The organism is Clostridium sp. UBA5988, from assembly GCF_002435615.1.
GTDB lineage: Bacteria > Bacillota > Clostridia > Clostridiales > Clostridiaceae > Clostridium_J > Clostridium_J sulfidigenes.
In genome coordinates, this window is sequence record NZ_DJBA01000064.1 from 1 (window position 1) to 20,470 (window position 20,470).

Below are 20,470 nucleotides of genomic sequence, written 5' to 3' on the forward strand. Positions count from 1 at the left end.
GGAATGGATATAATTATGAAAAGAGTTAAATTTATTTATAATCCTTACTCGGGAGAAAATTCAATAATAAACAACATAGATAAGGTAATCAAAATTCATCAACAGTATGGATATACTATAGAACCTTTTAGAATTAGTAATGATGCTGATATTAGAGATGCGCTCATTGAAATAGATGAAAGCTATAAGTATATACTGATAGCAGGAGGAGATGGGACTATTGATTCAGTAATAAATAAGATGAAGCAAAATAACGTAGATATTCCTGTAGGTTTTTTACCAGTGGGTACAGCTAACGATTTTGCTAAATACTTAGGAGTGCCTAATGATATATCTGCTGCTTGTAAGCAAATTTTAGATGGTAAAGTCAAGCGTTTTGATCTTGGTAGAATAAATGATAAATACTTTGTAAATGTAGCTAGTGCAGGACTGTTTACAGATATATCTCAAAAAACTGATAATAGTCTTAAAAACACAATGGGAAAGCTAGCTTATTATGTAAAAGCTGCAGAAGAGGTTAAAAATCTAAAAAAAATAGATGTTAAGATTACTTCTCCAGTAGTAAATTTTGAAGGTAAAATATATACTATACTAGTATTTAATGGTCAAACAGCAGGAAATATTAAATTTGCAGATTACTCAGAAGCAGATGATGGATTATTAGATGTGGTTGTTATAAAAAAGGAAATTTTGAAAAATGCTTTTAATAATTTAATTATTATGATGAAAAAAGGTCAAGTTGCTGATATGGATGGAATACTTTATTTCAAATGTAAAGAGCTAACCATAGATTGTGATGAGAATATAGCTACAGATATTGATGGAGAAAAAGGACCTGATTTTCCACTTGATATCACCTGTGAACGTAGGTCTATTAAAATAATAGGATACAAAGAGGAGTAATGTTTTCATAAAACATATAAAAAAGTAATATATATAAATATAATTATTATTTTGGAGTGTGGATTTTGAATATTTATATATATTTGTTTTTAATTTTAGCCATGATATTTTTGAGTTATGAGTCTATAACCTCAAGCATAAGGTATTGCCCTGTTAAAATAAAAGAAGTACTTACCATATCCTTTATCCTAATTATATTAAGAATAATTAGCTTACTAGTGCTTCTTCTAGCAGATAACATGAAAAGTGTATACTTAATGAAGAATTTAGTGTTTTTAAACATTATATATATTCCTATAATTATATATACTTGTTTATATGTTTTTTATAGAAATACAAGGATGGATATAAAATGGTTTTATGGAATTTTTATTATAGGCATAGTTATTTATTTGATATGTATGTTTAAAGTTCCTATGGAGTATTATATATCATTATCCTATGGATATAATGTTATTCTAAGTAATCTGTTACCATATAAAATATTATTGTGTATTAATGGATTATCGTTTTTTATGGGGATAAAAAGCTTTAGGTATAAGCATAGTGTAAAGTGGGGTACAGCATTAATTGGTATAGCTTCTCTAGTATTTGTAGGAACCACTGCAATAACATTACAAAGCAGTGAAAATATAGGTTATTTGCTAATCGGTGATTTATCATGGATGGTGGTACTTTATGGAAGTATTAGAACTTTTAAACAGAGAATAGTGGAAGGCATAAGATAGATATAAAATAAAAGGCTATTTGAGATTTATGTTCAATTTAAATCTTAAATAGCCTTTATCTGTTAGATGAATGTTAATAAATTATTTTCTATAAGAAGCCTTCTTAGCTCTTTTATTTGGGGTAGTATTTTTAGATGATTTTTTTAAATTAGTGTTCTTTACATTACTTTTTTCCTTATTGTTAGGAGTTTGAGAAGACTTTCTTTTTATAATAGGATTAGTTGGAATTAGACAATTCTTACCGTTACCTATTAAATCTTCTCTATGACAACTAATTAGAGCTGACTTAACTAGATTGTGATTTTCGGGGTTCCCAAATTGTAAAAGAGCTCTTTGCATATTTTTTTCCTTTTGACATTTGGTTACATAAACTTTTTTATTAGTAAAAGGATTTATACCAGTATAATATATGGTAGTTGATAAGCTACCTGGTGTAGGATAAAAGTCTTGAACTTGCTCTGGCATATGTCCCATGGATTTTATATATTGTCCTAGCTCTATGGCAGCATTTAAATCACTACCAGGATGACTAGACATAAGATATGGTACCACAAACTGTTTCTTTCCTAATTTTTTATTAATGGCATGATATTTTGTTATAAACCTTTCATAAACCTCTTTAGATGGTTTACCCATTTCACAAAGTACTTTATCACTTATATGTTCAGGAGCTACTTTTAGTTGACCACTTATATGGTATTCACAGAGTTCATTAAAAAATTTTGGATTTTTATCGTATATTAGGTAATCATATCTGATACCAGAACGAATAAAAACTTTTTTTACCTTAGGTAAGGTTCTAACTTTTTTTAGAAGACTTAAATATTCAGTATGATCTACTATTAAGTTTTTACAAGGTGTAGGAAACATACACTGCCTATCCTTACAAACTCCATGTTCTATTTGTTTTTTGCAAGCCCTCTGTCTAAAATTAGCTGTTGGACCACCAATATCATGTATATATCCTTTAAAGTCTTTATCCTCCGTTAAAAGTTTAGCTTCCGATACTATAGAATCTTGACTCCTATTTTGAATAACTCTACCTTGATGGTAAGTTAGAGCACAAAAGGAACAACTTCCATAACAACCTCTATGACTAGTTATAGAAAACTTAACTTCTTTAAGAGCGGGTATACCACCAGCTTCTTCATAAATAGGATGATAAGTTCTAGTATAAGGTAAATTATAAACCCTATCCATTTCCTTAGTACTTAAAGGTTTCTGAGGTGGATTCTGAACTACAAATCTATCACCATAAGGCTCTACTAATGGCTTACCCCATACGGAGTCTTGTTCTCTAGAAGAAAGAAAATAGCTGTTAGCATAAGCTTTTTTATCAGAAATAATTTCGTCAAATGAAGGCAACAATATATAGTCTTTAAGTTTATCTAATTTATTGCTCACATAGGAAGTTCCTCTAACTGAAGTAATATGATTAATTGGTTTTCCATATCTTAACAAATTGGCGATTTCAACTATAGGGTTTTCACCCATACCATATATTAAAAGATCGGCCTTGGAATCAAGAATTATACTTTTTCTAATTTTATCATCCCAATAGTCATAGTGGGCAAATCTTCTAAGACTAGCTTCTATACCACCAATAATTATAGGTGTATTTTTATATGCTTCTCTAGCTCTGTTTGAATACACTATAACAGCTCTATTTGGTCTATAACCACCCTTACCACCAGGAGAATAAAGATCATCATGTCTTTTCTTTTTAGCAACAGTATAGTGGTTTACCATAGAATCTATATTTCCGGAGTTTATAAGAAATCCATATTTAGGTTCACCAAGTTTTTTAAAGTCTTCACAAGAGTCCCAACTAGGTTGAGCTATAATTCCCACAGAAAAACCTTCGCTTTCCAAAAGTCTTCCAATTATCGCAGTTCCGAAGGATGGATGATCTATATATGCATCTCCAGTTATTATTATAAAATCAAGTTGAGAAATATGATTTTTTTTCATATCTTCTCTAGAAATAGGTAAAAATTGTGTATTACTTTTCATAGGTTTTCTTATATAAACTTACTTCGAGTAATTAAATTCTTAAAGAGAATACTAATAACAATATTAATTTCAATAATATCAGCAAGTTTATAATAAGATACCTCCTTTCTCGCACTAATTTGTACATTAAACTATATTATCATAATAAGAGACAAATATGAATAGGACTATTATAGGAAAATTTTATGTAAAAGTTAGATTTACTTAGAATAATATAGTAAATTGAATAAAAATAGAGAAAAGTCATGATATTACATAAATATGAAGAAATTCAACCAAATTTGAATAATATAGTTACAAAATTAAATATGTAGACTATAATAAGTAATATAAATATATTTAATTAGGTGGTGAGAAATTAATGGACGGTGGGCCTTTGTTGTGTAAGGACTGTGATGACATTTATAAATCGAATAGAAATAGAGGAGTACTGTTTATTAAGTTATAGACACTTATATACATATTCCTCTATTGAAGGAGGAATAACATGGATAGACTATCAGAATTTTATCTAAGTAGTATTTTAAACAGATGGGTTTATGATGAATTAAATTATTGTATAGGAAAGCTAGAAGATATTTATGTAACTACAGATTATGGATATCCAAGGGCTATTGGATACAAGATTAAAAATGGAAGAGAAATTGAAAACTTTGAATTTAGAAATATTGATGTGTATAAAGAAAATGGTAAATTCATTATAAAGGTTGTACAAGTTAAAGATATAATTCCAAGGAAATATTCATATCTTTTATCTCAACATTTATTAGATAAAGATATAGTAGATGTAAATGGTAAAAAAATAGTTAGAGTTGTTGATTTGAAAATGGTTAAAAGAAATGGCTATTTAACTGTGATTGGAGTAGAGTCAGGTACTTTAGCAATTGCTAGAAAAATGAGAATTGAGAATCCAATAAAGCATGTATATGCTCTGTTTAATAAAGAACCAAAAGAAAATCTAATAAGTTGGGAGAGTGTTCAATCTTTAGAGATGGTAGATTCTTCTTTAAAGTTAACAACTCCATACAATAAGTTAAGTAAGTTACATCCAGCTGATATTGCTAAAATTCTTGAAGATTTATCATTAGAAGACAGAGTTAAAGTCATAGATGGATTAGATATAGATTTAGCTTCAGATACCTTAGAAGAAGTTGACCATGATATGGTAAAGGATATTTTAAAAAATTTGAGTGAAGATAAGGCGAGGGAAATACTGGATATTATGCCCAATGATGAAATTGCTAATATGTTAGATGATATGGACGAAGAAACTACCAATCGTGTATTAGTGAATTTAGATGATGATGATGAAAATGAAATTAGAGATCTTATGAAATATGAGGATGAAGTAGTTGGTAATATAATGAACACTGATTTTATATCCTTCAACATAGATATAACCGTAAAAGAAACTATTAATATACTAAAAGAGCTTAGACCAGATGAAGAAATAGCTCATTATATATATATTGTTGACAAAGAAGAAAGGCTACAAGGAACTGTTCCTCTAATTGATTTAGTGATATCTGATTCAGATGCTAAACTAAAGTCAATGATGAATACACAACCATTTAAAGTGGTGGATACAGATGAAATTGATGTTGCTATAGCTATAGCTGTAAAGTATGACTTATACTCTGTACCCGTTGTGGATGAAGATGATAGGCTATGTGGCATTGCGGTGATGGGAGATATTATAGATGAAATTTTGTCTCCAAGCTGGAAGCGAAGAATAAAAAGAATGTCATAGTACAATATAATATATCTTAAATAACTTTAATAGGCACTTGGATTAAGGATTTAATCTAAGTGCCTATTTTTGAAAATTTATAACTACATATTATAATGACTTACTTAGACTCATATATTTTATATATGGAGGTGAATGGTTTGAAAAAAAAGTTTATGAGAATAACTTTCCTATTACTAACAATATTATTTATTGTTAGTTCTTTCATACTAATAAAGGTACAAATTATTATTAGAAATCATGAAAATCTTATATATAAAGGAATTAGTATTAATAAAATAGATGTTTCACTTTTAAGCAAAGAAGAAGCTATTTTTAAAGTAGATAAAGATATAACAAATATAAATGTAAATAGAAATGTAAAAGTTCAAATTGATGAAAAGAGTTATGAAATATCTTTTAGTGAGCTAGGTGTTAGTGAGAATGTAGAAGAGATTGTTGATATGGCATTACTTTGGGGAAAGGAAGGTGGTTTTATAGGTAAATATAAAAATATTAAGAAGGGTATAGACAGGGAGTTTTATACGGAAACAAGTCTAAAGGATGATAGTTTTAACAAGTTTTTAAAGTTTATAGAAAAAGAACAAAATAAGTCACCAGTAAATGCAACAGTAGACCATGATTGGAGTGGATTTCTTATAACTCCTCATGAAATAGGTAGAAAGATAAATGGAGATGCATTAAATAAAAGTATTATAGAAGCTATAGATAATAGTGTTGATGATGGTGATATTATTGTAAATGCGGATTTTAATAAGGTGTTTCCTAAGATTATGGAAGATGACTTAAAAAGTATAAATACTAAGATAGCATCCTATACAACTAGTTTTACAAATTCTAGTTTTGGAAGGTGTAGGAATATTGAAATGGCAGCTAAGTATATAGATAATACCATAATTATGCCAGGAGATGAGTTTAGTTTCAATAAGGTTGTAGGAGCAACCACACCAGGAAAAGGTTTTGAATATGCAAAGGTAATTAAAAATGGAGCTTTTATAGATGAAATTGGAGGAGGGGTGTGTCAAGTTTCTTCAACTTTATATAATGCCGTACTAAAAAGTAATTTATATATAACAGAAAGAAAAAATCACAGTAAGATAATATCATATGTACCCATGGGACAGGATGCCATGATAGCTTATGGAGCTTCAGATTTTAAGTTTAAAAATAATTATAGCTATCCTATTTTACTTGAAGTTATTGTAAAAAACAAAGAAATAACTTTTAATATATTTTCTAATGAAGAAGAACGGGATCCCCACTATGAAATAAGAAGTGAAATTACAAAGGAAATAAAGCCTAAAGAAGAAATTATTTATGATTATAGCTTAGAAGAGGGCAAAATAGTGATAGAAAAAAGTGGTGTAAGTGGGTATATAGTAAATACCTATAGAATTAGATATGAAAATGGTGAAATAGTAGAAAAAATTTTAGTTGGTGAAAGTATATATGCTAGTAAAAATAGTGTTGTTAGAATAGGAAAAGATTAAAGTTATTACCCAGATATATGCATAGAATGTCTATATCTGGGTAAAATTTTTAAAAAATTCAAAAAATTAAAAGGTTTTTTTGGTGATGTTACCGAAATAGTAAGAATAAAATAATGGACAAAATTGGGAGGATTAAAATGAGAAACAATGTAGAACTTATTGAAAATATTGTTACTAATATAGAAAAAGTTATAGTTGGAAAACAAAAGGAGATTTATGATATCATGAAAGGTATGATTTCAGGAGGTCATATTTTAATAGAAGATGTACCAGGAGTTGGAAAGACAACTTTGATAAAAGCCATAAAAGAAAGTTTGAACTTAACATATAGTAGAATTCAATTTACACCTGACTTACTTCCGTCAGATATTACTGGTATCTCAATTTACAATGCTGGTACAGGGAAATTTACTTTTAATAAGGGACCTATATTTTCAAATATAGTGTTAGCAGATGAGATTAATAGAACATCACCAAAAACACAGTCTGCACTATTAGAAGTCATGGAAGAAATGCAAGTTTCAGAAGGAGGAATAACCTATGAGGTAGAGAAGCCATTTTTTATAATGGCTACAGAAAATCCTATCGAATATGAGGGAACTTTTTCTTTACCAGAGGCTCAACTGGATAGATTTATGATAAAAGTACATCTTGGTTATCCAAGCAAGATGGATGAAGCTTATATTTTAAATTTGTATAGACAGGAAAATCCATTAGATGAATTAATGCCAGTGGCTTCAAAAGAGGATATAATAAATATTCAAAAACAGGTTAAAGAGATAAAGGTTAATGATGAGATTAACAAGTATATAGTAAATATTATTGATGCCACAAGAAATCATAAAGAGATTGTATTAGGTGGAAGTACGAGAGCTTCATTAGCATTACTTAGGGTTGCACAGGCTACAGCCTTAATAAAGAATAGAAATTATGTAATACCAGAAGATGTTAAAGAAAATGTCAAGTTAGTTCTTTCGCATAGGATAATATTAACCAATGGCTCCATTGCCAGGGGAATAAAGGCTGAAAATGTTTTAGAAGAAATTTTAAATGTGGTAATAGCTCCAAAGGTGAGAGTATATGTTGAAGATTAAAAAGTCCTATTTTATATTAACTATTCTATCTTGTATTTTTGCTCTGTTTTCAGGAGGAAATTTACCCTATTCTATTTTTTATTGCCTTATCTTAGTGTTGATCATTACAAGTATATATATTTATTTTGTAAGTAAAAATTTAAATATTGATGTAGTTAGTAATAAAAAGGAAATAATTGCTGGTGAAAATAATAATATTATTATAAAGGTATACAATGATTCAATATTTCCAATTTCATATATGGAAATTGAAAATTCTCTTTTAAAAAGAATTATGAATAAATATAGAGGAGATATTATTTCTATAAAAATAAATGGTAATAAATTCATAAAAAAAGATATAAAAATACCAATTAGAGGTGACTATAAGTTAGGGAGCACAACGAGTATAGTTAGTGATATATTTGGAGTTTTTACTTGGAAAAATTCTTATAGCCATAAAGAAACTATAAAGGTATATCCTAGTATATACCCTTTGAAGAGCATTAAAATTAAAGGCGCTAATTTAAGAGAGTTTAATACTAAAACAATAATGCAGGAGCTAAACAAAGGACCGGAAAGCTTAGAAACTATTAAAAATATTAGAGAATATAGAATTGGAGATAGTTATAGAAGGGTAAACTGGAAGGTTACTGCAAAACATGGAAAATTATTTGTAAAGGAATATGAAAGTAGTGAAAGTCCTCGTATACATGTGTTTTTAGACTTAAGAAAAGATCCTTTTAGTATGGATAAGGATGGAGTAAGAGAGGAAGAACTTGTAGAGTTTTTCTTATCTCTAATAAAATATATGCAGGAGAAAAGTGCTAATTCACAAGCTATAATTATAGGAGAAAATACTGAAGTTTTTAATATTAGCAATAAGGAGCATTTAGAAGGGTTAAAAACTCATATGGTAAGTAAGTACAGTGAGGGAAGAGGTAAGTTGCCTCTTTTTATGAAGAAGTTTATGTATAATGTGAATAAGAAAAGTGCTGTTGTCATAGTAACCTATGATATGAGTAAAGAAAATATAGATTACTTTGTAAATTTATCTACAGAGGGATATGAAGTTACATTATTTTATTTAGATAAAATACCTAAGGTTAGTGATGATGCTATTTCACATATGTTAAATAAAGGTATAAATTGTTATAGCATAGAAGAAATAAGGTGATGCCATGAGAGCGATTGAAGAAAAAATATTAAAATCTTTTTTAGTTATTATAAATTTTACATTAGTAATAAAGCTTATAGTAGATTGTTTTAAAATAGAGGAACTAAATTTTGTGTTTTTAATTCTACTATTTGCCATGGGTATACTAATTTACCTGTTTTTTTCTAAAGTACTTAATAGTATAAGAAAAAAAATAATCTTTTTTATTATTATTTTTATTTTATTAGGGATAATTATTTATAAAACATCTGGAATATTTGTATTGAAGGAAATTGAAGTGATATCACTTAATTTAAAAAATATAAATAATGCAGCCCTTAAAGCTAAAAATATTAACTTTGAGGAGTTTATTCATATATTCTCAATAGGAATTCCTTTACTTATAGCTGTGCTTATATCTATAACTCAGAAATTCATATATACTCCTTTGTTTTTTTCCATAGGTGTTTTTGTGATTTTCTGGTATCAAATATTCTATAAAAATGTTATTCCTAACATTCCTTATTTTTTAGCAGCTGTTATTATAACATTAGGAACAGGAGAATATATTAAAAGATGCAGGGAATATAGAGGAAGAGAAGTTAAAATAGATATTAATATAACATACATGATTACGTTAATACTAATACTTGCTTTACTAATTCCTGGATTAGTATTTATGCTTCCACAAGAATACAAAGGGAAAACTGTAGACAGTGTTACTACTTTTTTTAGAAATGAATTTGCAAGAAAAAAAGAAAAGGAAAAAGATCCTTCTTTAGAAGCTTTGAAGGGAAGCTTTTCAATGAAACAAAGTGGGTATAGTGACTCATCTACAATTTTAGGAGGATCAATAGCATTAAATCGTAGAGAGGTGTTTAAAGTAATATCAGATAAGCCTTTTTATTTAAGAGGAAAGGCTATGGATTATTATACAGGAAGATCATGGATAAAATCTGAAGATAAAGTAATGAGAAGGGTTGAGATTAGTGAAGCTTCCAATATGCCCATGTATAAACTTATACAACCAACAAAAGATGAAAGTTTTCAGGCTCAAGAAAAAACAATAACTATAATTCCAGGAAAAAACTTTAAAACTACTTCTTATTTTACCCCTAATAATAGTAATAAAATTATTAATGATAGTAAGGATTTGTTTGTGGATCTAATTCCTGTATTTATGAGTGATGTGGAGATAACAGAACCCTACAAGGTTAGTTATATATCTTATGGTGATTTTGATAATTATCTTGAAGGAATTCAAAATTCTATGTATAAAAAAACTCCATTGAATGAAAATTATATAATGCCTCAAAGGGAGTTTGGAGTTGATGATTATTCTTATAGAGAGAATTTAATGTCATCAATAGATACATCTAAAGGTATGGAGTATGTAAATAAAGAAAGTTCCTTTTTAAATAACTTTATGCTACATTACATGAATTATCTTCAGCTTGATGCTCCTATTAATGATGAAGTATATAAAATAGTTGATGATATATTAATTGGTGAAGCAAAAGCAAAAGAAAAGACTGTGGAGGAGCTAACCACTCACGACAAAGCTTTAGCTATAAGAAGTTATTTGATGAAAAATTATAAGTATGTTACTAATGTTGGAGATAATGATGAATATAACGATTTTGTGAGCAATTTTATACTGTTAGATAAGAAAGGATATTGCACTTATTTTGCGTCTGCAACAGTAATGATGTGTAGAATTGCAGGTGTTCCAGCTAGATATGTAGAAGGATTTAAGATGTCAGATGATAAAGGAGAAGATGGTAGCTATAAGGTAACTAACGCTGACGCTCATGCATGGGCAGAAATACTTATAAACCCTTATAGGAATCAATGGGCCATAGTAGACTCAGCACCAACTCCTACTGAACATGAAGAAGCTCAAGAAGAAATTGAATTAGAAAATACAGCAACAGAAAGTAATCCCAATAATGAATCCAATAATAATAAAATTAATAAAAATAAGCCAGGATTTAATGAAGAGGAAAGCGAAATGGGGGAAGATGATAAATTTAATAGATATATAGGAATATATGTAACTACAGGAGCATTAGCTGTAATGATAGCTATATTTGCTGGACTGTATGAGATTAATAAGATGAGAATTGTTAATAATAAAAGCATGATACCTTTATATAATTATTATTTAAAAAGACTAAGAACTCAAGGCATAGTAAAAAGTAAAAGTAGTGGAGATCTAGAATTTGTAGATTCTATAAGGGATAGAGATCTACAAAATAGATTAAGAGATATTGTAAATTTGGTCTATGATGAGTTTTATGGAGAAATATTATCAAGTACCTTTGAAAAAAAAGAATATTTCATGTATATTGAGAATTATATTAAGGAAAGAGAAAAATGGTATAAATACATTATTAATAAGTATTTTGTATTTAATCTATGGAGGGACTAATGAAATATAAATTAATTTGTGTTGATATGGATGGCACATTATTAAATAGTAAAAAGAAAATATCTGAAAGAAATTTAAATGCAATCAATGAAGCTCATAATAAAGGAGTTAAATTTGTAGTTGCCACAGGAAGAATATTTGTGTCAGCCAATTATTATGGGGATATAATAGGGGTGAAAACTCCTATTATAGCTTCAAATGGAGCTTATATTAGAGAAAAAGATTTAGATAAAGCTATATATGAAGAGTATCTAAATAAAGAAGAATGTAGAGTCATTTTAAAATTATTAGAAAAGTATGATATTATGCCTCAATTTTATAGTACTGACACAATATATACAGAAGAGATAAAACATTCAGCATTGATATATAGTAAAGCAAATGCAACCTTACCTAAAAATAGACAGGTAACCATAAGAATTATAAGTGAATGGGAAAAATTATTTGAAGAAAATGAAAATTTGATTAAGGTTATGGTAGTACATGAGGATAAAGAGAGAGTTATAGCTGCAAAGGAAGAATTTTTAAATCTAAAAAGCTTTGAAGTAGTAAGTTCTATGGAGAGTAGCTTTGAGATTATGAAAAAGGGGACATCCAAGGGAGAAGCAGTAAAGAAAATATGCCAGTATTATGGAATTCATAGAGAGGAAGTAATTTGTATGGGAGACAACGAAAACGACATTTCTATGATTAAATTTGCTGGGGTAGGTGTAGCTATGGGAAATGCTGAAGAAGTTGTAAAGAAACAAGCAGATTATGTGACTCTTAGTAATGAAGATGATGGAGTTGCTCATGTCATTGAAGAGTTTATATTAAAATAGAATGATAAACAAAGTTTTTAAAGTTATAAACTTTACATAGAAATAGAAATGAAGTATTATATCTTTATCAAGCCTGAACAGGCTTATTTTTAGGAGGACGTAATAGTGAACTTAAACATAGTATTATTTCAACCAGAAATTCCTCAAAATACTGGGAATATAGGTAGAACTTGTGTACTTACTAACTGTAAGCTGCATTTAATAAAACCTTTAGGATTTAGCTTGGATGAAAAAGCAGTAAGAAGGGCTGGACTTGACTATTGGCCACAGTTAGAGTTAGAAATTCATGAAAGTTATGAAGCTTTAAGGGGAAAATATAAGAGTGGAACATTTTATTTTTGTACTACTAAAGGAACTAAATATTATAATGAACCCAATTTTAAAGAAGGAGATTTTTTAGTATTTGGTAGAGAATCTAAAGGATTACCTGATTATATAAGAGAAGAAAATAAAGAAAATCTTATAAAGGTGCCTATGGTAGATACTACAACTAGATCTCTTAACCTTTCTAACACAGTTGCTATAATTGCTTATGAGGGATTGAGACAAATAGGATTTAAAAATATGAAGTAGTATATTAAAAGGATATGATTTAAGGTCATATCCTTTCATGTTATTATAAACAGAATAAAAGTTTATATTTTAAATTATAATATACAAATAAATTTATTGTACGTTGGGTGGTTTAAATATTCTATAATAACAATAAAGTACAAAAATTAATTTACAGAAAAATAATAACCATATTTAAAAAAGTTAAAAAAATATCAATGTGTTTTTACGTTTATACGCTTAGGCATTTGAATATATCATAGGTAAACTTATTTTAAAATTTTTTCTAAAAATAAAAAAATAGGTATATGAGTATGCGTTAAGGGTTGGTATGCAATGAGTTTATCCATATTAATAAAGGATATATATATAGGATATAATGGCATATAAAATTAACAGAATATTTTAATTAAAAAAACTTTATAGAAACTATAGAAAAATCAAATAACAAAACAATAAAAATATGTAGAATATTAGACAAATATATTATATACTAATATTAAAGATAGAAAGTAAAGAAAATAATAATTTTGGATGATATTTTCGGGAGAGAATCTATTAAATTAGGTAGCCGAAGAAGCAAGTATTTATTTTGCCAAATAAATATGAAACTCTCAGGCAAAAGGACCGAAAACGGACAAAACTCTGGAAAGCGTATATGCACCGAAGGAGCAAAACTCTCAGGTTAAAATACAGAGGCATAGGGCAAAATATATTAATATTTTGCGCTATGCTTTTTTATATGCACCTAATAGGAGGAATTTAAATGATAGAACCATTATTTATTGTAACTAACAATCCTATGTCAAAAGAAAAATTCGAAGAAAAGTTTAAAGTAGAGTTTATAGATGTGCCGCAGTTGGATATACTAAAAAAGGTAAGGAATTATATTCATAAAGGTAATAGAATACTTACTCATCCATTGATGGGAAGCGTAAAGCCCAATGAAACTCCTTACAGAACTGTTTGTGTTTCAACGGAGGTTGTCAATGGGGTTGATTTACAGTCTTTGGAAATCATAGAAAATGCTATAGTTACAACAGAAAAATTTTTAAGAGATTTTAACACTCCCAAATGGAGTGAAAAAATATTAACAGATTTTCAAGTAATAGATTCAGACTTAATAGATCATGCTATTAACTAAGGGAGGTATATTGATATGTCACAAATTTATGACACTATAATAATTGGAGGAGGACCTGCAGGATTATCAGCAGGATTATATGCTTCAAGATCACGAATGAAAACGTTAATCATTGAGAGAGCAAAATATGGTGGTCAGGCAACAACAACTGACGAACTAGAGAATTATCCAGGTTCAATTGAAGAGTGTACTGGAACAACATTAAGTCAAAGAATGAGACAACAAGCAGAAGATTTCGGTACTGAGTTTGTTAAAGACGAAGTAGTTGAAACTGTTTTAGAAGGTGATATTAAAGTTATTAAATGTAGAAAAAGTGAATATCAAGCTAAAACAATAATAATTGCAACTGGAGCAACTCCAAGACTTGGTGGATTTAAAAATGAGATAGAGTTAAGAGGTAGAGGAGTTTCTTATTGTGCTACATGTGATGCAGATTTCTTTACTGATCTTGATATTGCTGTAATTGGCGGTGGAGACTCAGCTATTACTGAAGCTATATATCTTGCTAAATTTGGTGAAACTGTTACCGTAATCCATAGAAGAGATTCATTAAGAGCAGCTAAATCACTACAAGAAAAAGCTTTTGCAAATCCTAAAATCAAATTTATTTGGGACTCTGTTGTAGAAGAGGCTAACGGAGATGAAATTCTAGAAAGTTTGACTATAAAAAATAGAAAAACTGGTGAAGTTAGTACTTTAGAAGTTAATGGTTGCTTTGTATTTGTTGGATATTTACCAATTTCAGAACTGTTTAAAGGCAAAGTAAACATGACTGAAAGAGGAGATATAATAACTGATGAAGAAATGAGAACTAACATACCAGGAGTATTTGCAGCTGGGGATGTTAGAGAAAAATCATTAAGACAAGTTATTACAGCGGCAGCAGATGGAGCTATTGCAGCTACTAATGCAGAGCATTATATAGAAAATTCACATTAGAATATAATTTATTTACTTTAGGTAAATTATATATTAATAAATATTTATAATCTGAAAGGTAGGTAAAATACAATGGTAGAATTAAACAAAGATAATTTTGAGTCAGAAGTTTTAAACAGTGATAAACCAGTTTTCGTAGATTTTTGGGGAGATAAATGTGAAATATGTATAGCTTTAATGCCAGGTGTTCACGATTTAGAGCCTAAGTATGAAGATAAAATAAAATTTGCTAGCTTAAACATAGGTGGAGCAAGAAGAGTTGCTATAGGACAAAAAGTTCTAGGACTTCCAACTATGAAAATTTACAATGGTGGAGCTTGTGTAGCTACAATAACTCCAGATAAAATTGCTACACTAGATGATATCGAAGGATTCATTAAAGAATACTACGAAACATTATAATTTCAATTTTCAAGGTTTAAAAGGTTATTAGATGAGGAGGATTACCTCCCATCTGCTAATAAATAAAAAGTGACCTATATATTTTTAGGAGGTGAAGGTTTTGCGTCTAGAGATTGGAAAGATATTTATTAAGGATCTTCAATTTGGACCAGAAACAAAAGTTGAGAACGGAGTTCTTTATGTAAACAAAGAGGAGTTATTAAACGAGGTATCTGGTGACGAAAGAATTGCAAGTATCGATTTTGATATTGCAAGACCAGGTGAGGAAGTTAGAATAATACCTGTAAAAGACGTAGTTGAACCAAGAGTTAAAGTAGAAGGAAATGGTGGAATATTTCCAGGTTTCATTAGTAAGGTAGATACAGTAGGTTCTGGAAGAACACATGTTTTAAAAGGAGCTGCAGTTGTAACTACTGGTAAAATAGTTGGGTTCCAAGAAGGTATAGTTGATATGAGTGGAGAAGGTGCTAAATATACACCGTTCTCAAAAACAAATAACCTTGTGATTATATGTGAACCAAAAGAAGGAATTTTACAACACGATCATGAAGAAGCAGTAAGAACTATAGGATTTAAAGCAGCTACATACCTTGGAAAAGCAGGAAAGAATGTAGAACCTGATGAAGTGAAAACTTATGAGACATTACCACTTCTACAACAAGTTCAACAATATCCAGAGTTACCAAAGGTAGTATATGTATATATGCTTCAAACACAAGGATTATTACATGATACTTATGTATATGGTGTAGATGCGAAGAAAATAATTCCTACATTTATTTATCCAACAGAAGTATTTGACGGAGCTATCGTAAGTGGAAACTGTGTATCTGCTTGTGATAAGAACCCTTCTTATGTTCATATGAATCATCCAATAATAGAAGATTTATATGAGAGACATGGCAAGGACTTTAACTTCTTAGGTTGCGTTATAACAAATGAAAACGTATATCTAGCTGATAAAGAGAGATCATCAAATATGGTTGCTAAGTTAGTAGAATTCTTAGGAGCAGATGCTGCTATAATTTCTGAAGAAGGATTTGGAAACCCAGATGCGGACTTAGTTATGAACTGCAATAAGGTTACGGCTAAAGGCGTTAAAACTGTTCTAGTTACAGATGAGTATGCTGGTCAAGATGGTATGTCTCAATCATTAGCAGACTCAACTCCAAAGGGTGATGCTGTAGTAACTGGAGGTAATGCTAACGAAGTTATTATTTTACCACCTATGAAAAGAGTAATTGGTCATGTGGATGCTGCAAATACTATTGCTGGTGGACATATGGGAAGTTTAAGAGAAGATGGATCAATTGAAGCTGAAATCCAAGTTATTACTGGAGCAACTAGCGAAGTAGGATTTAACTACTTAACAGCAAAAGGATATTAATTTTAAAATATAACTAAAAAGTTTAGTTTAATGATTATGAGTACATTGAAAAGGAGATAGATACTATGTTACAAGGAAAAAAAGCTATCTGTATAGGAGATAGAGACGGAATACCAGGACCAGCTATAGAGGCTTGTGTTAAATCAGCAGGAGCAGAAGTTGTTTTTGCATCAACAGAGTGCTTTGTCTGAACAGCTGCAGGTGCAATGGATCTGGAGATCCAACAAAGAGTTAAAGATTTAACTGAAAAATATGGTGCAGAAAACATGGTAGTAGTAATCGGAGGAGCAGAGGCAGAAGCATCTGGATTATCTGCTGAAACAGTTGCTGCTGGAGACCCAACATTCGCAGGTCCTTTAGCAGGAGTTGATCTTGGCTTATCTGTTTTCCACGTTGTAGAGCCAGAAATAAAAGCAGAATGTGATGAAGCTATTTATGACGAACAATGCGGAATGATGGAAATGGTTCTTGATGTTGATGCTATCATCAATGAAGTTAAAACTGTAAGAGACCAATTCTGTAAATATCTTTAATAAATAATTTTAATAGAAAATGTTAAATTAATTGACCTAAGAAATAGAATTTCTAGAGGGCAAGTCCCATGAAAGGGGGAACACCTATGTTAAAAGTTGTTCATTATATAAACCAATTCTACGCAGGAATAGGCGGAGAAGAAAAAGCTGATTTTAAACCTGAGGTTCGTGAAGGGTTTGTAGGACCTGGACTTGGATTAAATGGGTTATTAAAGAAAGAAGATGTTGAGATAGTAGCTACAGTTATTTGCGGTGATTCTTACTTTGCTGAGAACACAAAAGATGCAAAAGCTGAAATTATCGAAATGGTAAAAAAATATAATCCAGATTTATTTATAGCTGGACCTGCATTTAACGCTGGAAGATATGGTGTTGCATGTGGAGATGTATGTAAATCAGTTAAAGAAGAGTTAAATATACCTGTATTATCTGGAATGTACATTGAAAATCCAGGTGCAGACATGTATAAAAAAGATGTATATCTTATCTCTACAAGAAATAGTGCTGTAGGTATGAGAGATGCATTACCTAAAATGGCTAAATTAGCTATTAAATTAGCTAAGGGAGAAGAAATAGGTTCTCCAGTAGAAGAGAATTACATTGAAAGAGGCATAAGAAAGAACTATTTTGCAACTGAAAGAGGATCTAAAAGAGCAGTTGATATGCTTGTTAAAAAATTAAAAGGTGAAGAATTCGTTACAGAATTTAAAATGCCTGACTTTGATAGAGTTGATCCAATGCCAGCAATAAAAGATATAACTAAAGCTAAAATTGCTATAGTTACATCTGGTGGTATAGTTCCAAAAGGAAACCCAGATCACATAGAGTCATCTTCAGCTTCTAAAATTGGTAAATATGATATAGAAGGAATTAATGATTTAACTGGAGAAACTTTTGAAACAGCACATGGTGGTCATGATCCAGTGTATGCTAATGAAGATCCAGATAGAGTTATACCAGTAGATGTTCTAAGAGATCTTGAAAAAGAAGGAAAAATAGGATCATTACACAGATACTTCTATTCTACAGTTGGAAATGGTACAGCTGTTGCATCTTCTAAAAAATATGGTGAGTTTGCAGCTAAAGAATTAATAGCTGATGGCGTAGATGCAGTTGTATTAACTTCTACGTGAGGAACTTGTACACGTTGCGGTGCAACGCTTGTTAAAGAAATAGAAAGAGCTGGACTTCCAGTAGTTCACATGTGTACTATTACTCCGGTATCTTTAACTGTTGGAGCTAACAGAATAATTCCTACAGTAGCTATTCCTCATCCACTTGGAAATCCAAACTTAACAAAAGAGGATGAATATGCATTAAGAAGAAAACTTGTTGAAAAAGCTTTAAAAGCTCTTGAAACAGAAGTTGATGGACAAAAAATATTTGAATAATTAAAATTAATAATTTAGTAATTAGGGGATTACCCCTAATTACTAAATATATTGATAAGACATTGTCTAGTTTGCACAATGTACAATGAATAGTTTGTACCTATTTATTATAGATTGTGCAAATTACAAAATAAATTATTATAAACGCACATTATTAAGGGAGGTTGAATTAAAAATGAATTTTCCAGTTATAAAGAAAGCATCTTATATTTTAGTGAATACTCCAGATATGGTAATACATAATGGAACTACACAAACATTAGAAAAACAAACAAATCCAGATTCAGAATATTTAAAGGCTATAAAAAATAATTTAAGAAGTTTTGAGGATGTTGTAGCTTATGCACCAAATCAAACTTATATAGGAAACATTACACCAGAAGAGTTAGGCGAAATGCCAAGACCATGGGTTGGAAAGAATGTAGAAAATTCTAATAGATTTGGTAAATACGGCGAAATAATGCCACAAGATGAATTCTATGGATTAATGAAGATATCTGATGTATTTGACTTAGTTTTATTAGAAGAATCTTTTGTTGAGACTATAAAAGAAAAATTAGCTAAGCATCCATTACTAAAAGAAAAAGCAGAAAAAATTACTGGGGATGAAATGGCTAAAATTGAAGAGTTAGTTAATAATGCTGGAGCAGAAGGATTATATGTAGATGGAAACCTTGTTGGTTGTGTAAGAAGAGCACATGAGTTTGATCCAAACCTTTCAGCTCACTATATGCTTGAAAATTTAGCGGTTAAATCATCAGGAGTACTTGCTGGAATGCATCTAGTTGACAATTTAGATGTTCCTGTAGAAGAAATAGGTTATATAATAGAATGTTCAGAAGAAGCAATAGGAGATATGAACCAAAGAGGTGGCGGAAACGTTGCCAAATCTATAGGTGAAGTTGTAGGTCTTTCTGGAGCTACCGGTTCAGATATGAGAGGATTCTGTGCAGGACCTACTCATGCATTAATAAATGCAGCATCACTTGTTAAGAGTGGAATATTCAAAAATGTATTAGTTATTGCAGGTGGAGCTACTGCGAAGCTTGGAATGAATGGTAAGGATCACATAAAAAAAGAATTACCAGTACTTGAAGATTGTTTAGGAGGATTTGCTATTCTTGTTTCAGAAAATGATGGAGTAAGTCCAATTTTAAGAACTGACATAATTGGAAAACATACAATTGGCCATGGTGCTTCTCCACAAGCTGTACTTGAAGCATTAGTACTTGATCCATTAACAGCAGCTGGATTAAAAGTAACAGATGTAGATAAGTATGCACCAGAAATGCAAACTCCAGATATAACTGAACCTGCAGGAGCTGGAGATGTTCCAACTCAAAACTATAAAATGATTGGTGCTTTAGCTGTTAAGAAGGGGCAATTAGATAGAAAAGAATTACCAGGATTTATAAAAGAACATGGATATCAAGGTTACGCTCCAACTCAAGGACATATCCCATCTGGAGTGCCAATAGTAGGACATGGAATAGATCATATTAAAGATGGAGTTTTAAATAACTTTATGATTATAGGAAAAGGAAGTTTATTCTTAGGAAGAATGACTAACTTATTTGATGGAGTTTCTATACTAGTTGAAAAGAATACTGGAAAACTAGACAATGAGTCAGGTGTTAGTAAAGAAGAAGTTAAATCAATGGTAGCAGATGCAATGAAGGATTTTGCAAGCTTTTTAATGAACTCTGATAAATAGAGCCTTAAAACTCAGAAGGGGAATTGCTCCTACTGAAACTTAA

Annotated in this window: 17 protein-coding genes and 1 riboswitch; of the genes, 16 read left to right on the plus strand and 1 reads right to left on the minus strand. The window is 30.0% G+C overall.

Features of this window, described 5'->3' with window-relative positions; genetic code table 11:
* A partial coding sequence (locus B3J31_RS13850) for a YegS/Rv2252/BmrU family lipid kinase (RefSeq protein ID WP_346874145.1) occupies positions 1 to 903 on the plus strand: 903 nt, incomplete at its 5' end.
* A gap of 341 nt (positions 904 to 1,244) precedes the next feature.
* Positions 1,245 to 1,631, plus strand: coding sequence for a hypothetical protein (locus B3J31_RS13855; RefSeq protein ID WP_346874146.1), 387 nt, complete (start codon positions 1,245 to 1,247; stop codon positions 1,629 to 1,631).
* Between the two features lie 81 nt (positions 1,632 to 1,712).
* Here the strand turns inward: B3J31_RS13855 and B3J31_RS13860 are convergent, their stop codons facing one another.
* Positions 1,713 to 3,644, minus strand: coding sequence for a YgiQ family radical SAM protein (locus B3J31_RS13860; RefSeq protein WP_346867674.1), 1,932 nt, complete (start codon positions 3,642 to 3,644; stop codon positions 1,713 to 1,715).
* 487 nt (positions 3,645 to 4,131) lie between these two features.
* Between B3J31_RS13860 and B3J31_RS13865 the strand changes: the two genes are divergently transcribed.
* From B3J31_RS13865 to grdC, 14 genes are all read left to right on the plus strand, one after another.
* On the plus strand, positions 4,132 to 5,394 hold the full coding sequence (locus B3J31_RS13865; RefSeq protein ID WP_346867673.1) for a magnesium transporter MgtE N-terminal domain-containing protein: 1,263 nt from the start codon (positions 4,132 to 4,134) through the stop codon (positions 5,392 to 5,394).
* A gap of 140 nt (positions 5,395 to 5,534) precedes the next feature.
* A complete protein-coding gene (locus B3J31_RS13870; RefSeq protein ID WP_346867672.1) occupies positions 5,535 to 6,884 on the plus strand; it encodes a VanW family protein in 1,350 nt (449 codons plus the stop codon).
* A 137-nt stretch (positions 6,885 to 7,021) separates the two neighbouring features.
* On the plus strand, positions 7,022 to 7,978 hold the full coding sequence (locus B3J31_RS13875; RefSeq protein WP_346867671.1) for a MoxR family ATPase: 957 nt from the start codon (positions 7,022 to 7,024) through the stop codon (positions 7,976 to 7,978).
* Positions 7,965 to 9,134 (plus strand): DUF58 domain-containing protein, encoded by a 1,170-nt coding sequence (locus B3J31_RS13880; protein WP_346867670.1) that lies wholly within the window; start codon positions 7,965 to 7,967, stop codon positions 9,132 to 9,134. The genes B3J31_RS13875 and B3J31_RS13880 overlap by 14 nt, the downstream gene beginning before the upstream one ends.
* A 262-nt stretch (positions 9,135 to 9,396) precedes the next feature.
* Positions 9,397 to 11,544 carry a transglutaminase-like domain-containing protein gene (locus B3J31_RS13885; protein ID WP_346867669.1) on the plus strand — a complete coding sequence of 716 codons (2,148 nt, stop codon included), beginning with the start codon at positions 9,397 to 9,399 and terminating at the stop codon, positions 11,542 to 11,544.
* Entirely contained in the window at positions 11,544 to 12,365 is an 822-nt protein-coding gene (locus tag B3J31_RS13890; protein WP_150844066.1) for a Cof-type HAD-IIB family hydrolase, read from the plus strand. Before B3J31_RS13885 ends, B3J31_RS13890 begins: the two co-directional genes overlap by 1 nt.
* Positions 12,366 to 12,470: 105 nt before the next feature.
* Positions 12,471 to 12,938, plus strand: coding sequence for a tRNA (cytidine(34)-2'-O)-methyltransferase (locus tag B3J31_RS13895; protein WP_346867668.1), 468 nt, complete (start codon positions 12,471 to 12,473; stop codon positions 12,936 to 12,938).
* Positions 12,939 to 13,451: 513 nt separating this feature from the next.
* Positions 13,452 to 13,557, plus strand: a riboswitch (glycine riboswitch).
* Between the two features lie 126 nt (positions 13,558 to 13,683).
* A complete protein-coding gene (locus B3J31_RS13900) occupies positions 13,684 to 14,061 on the plus strand; it encodes a GrdX family protein (RefSeq protein WP_150844068.1) in 378 nt (125 codons plus the stop codon).
* Positions 14,062 to 14,076: 15 nt separating this feature from the next.
* Positions 14,077 to 15,000 (plus strand): thioredoxin-disulfide reductase, encoded by a 924-nt coding sequence (gene trxB / locus B3J31_RS13905; protein ID WP_150844069.1) that lies wholly within the window; start codon positions 14,077 to 14,079, stop codon positions 14,998 to 15,000.
* 72 nt (positions 15,001 to 15,072) lie between these two features.
* Complete coding sequence (locus B3J31_RS13910) at positions 15,073 to 15,402, plus strand: thioredoxin domain-containing protein (protein WP_150845085.1); 330 nt, start codon at positions 15,073 to 15,075, stop codon at positions 15,400 to 15,402.
* 100 nt (positions 15,403 to 15,502) lie between these two features.
* On the plus strand, positions 15,503 to 16,789 hold the full coding sequence (locus tag B3J31_RS13915; protein ID WP_150845084.1) for a glycine/sarcosine/betaine reductase component B subunit: 1,287 nt from the start codon (positions 15,503 to 15,505) through the stop codon (positions 16,787 to 16,789).
* Positions 16,790 to 16,854: 65 nt separating this feature from the next.
* Positions 16,855 to 17,322, plus strand: coding sequence for a glycine/sarcosine/betaine reductase complex selenoprotein A (gene grdA / locus B3J31_RS13920; RefSeq protein ID WP_150845083.1), 468 nt, complete (start codon positions 16,855 to 16,857; stop codon positions 17,320 to 17,322).
* Positions 17,323 to 17,408: 86 nt separating this feature from the next.
* A complete protein-coding gene (gene grdB / locus B3J31_RS13925; protein WP_150845082.1) occupies positions 17,409 to 18,713 on the plus strand; it encodes a glycine reductase complex selenoprotein B in 1,305 nt (434 codons plus the stop codon).
* 175 nt (positions 18,714 to 18,888) lie between these two features.
* Entirely contained in the window at positions 18,889 to 20,427 is a 1,539-nt protein-coding gene (gene grdC / locus B3J31_RS13930; protein WP_150845081.1) for a glycine/sarcosine/betaine reductase complex component C subunit beta, read from the plus strand.
* Positions 20,428 to 20,470 lie beyond the last annotated feature (43 nt).

What these genes read in the sequence shown, in the direction of transcription:
- B3J31_RS13890 (WP_150844066.1), top strand. Translation starts at nt 11,544, where the DNA reads ATGAAATATAAATTAATTTGTGTTGATATGGATGGCACATTATTAAAT.
- B3J31_RS13865 (WP_346867673.1), top strand. Translation starts at nt 4,132, where the DNA reads ATGGATAGACTATCAGAATTTTATCTAAGTAGTATTTTAAACAGATGG.
- B3J31_RS13900 (WP_150844068.1), top strand. Translation starts at nt 13,684, where the DNA reads ATGATAGAACCATTATTTATTGTAACTAACAATCCTATGTCAAAAGAA.
- B3J31_RS13875 (WP_346867671.1), top strand. Translation starts at nt 7,022, where the DNA reads ATGAGAAACAATGTAGAACTTATTGAAAATATTGTTACTAATATAGAA.
- B3J31_RS13860 (WP_346867674.1), bottom strand. Translation starts at nt 3,644, where the DNA reads ATGAAAAGTAATACACAATTTTTACCTATTTCTAGAGAAGATATGAAA.
- B3J31_RS13910 (WP_150845085.1), top strand. Translation starts at nt 15,073, where the DNA reads ATGGTAGAATTAAACAAAGATAATTTTGAGTCAGAAGTTTTAAACAGT.
- grdC (WP_150845081.1), top strand. Translation starts at nt 18,889, where the DNA reads ATGAATTTTCCAGTTATAAAGAAAGCATCTTATATTTTAGTGAATACT.
- B3J31_RS13855 (WP_346874146.1), top strand. Translation starts at nt 1,245, where the DNA reads ATGGATATAAAATGGTTTTATGGAATTTTTATTATAGGCATAGTTATT.
- trxB (WP_150844069.1), top strand. Translation starts at nt 14,077, where the DNA reads ATGTCACAAATTTATGACACTATAATAATTGGAGGAGGACCTGCAGGA.
- B3J31_RS13880 (WP_346867670.1), top strand. Translation starts at nt 7,965, where the DNA reads ATGTTGAAGATTAAAAAGTCCTATTTTATATTAACTATTCTATCTTGT.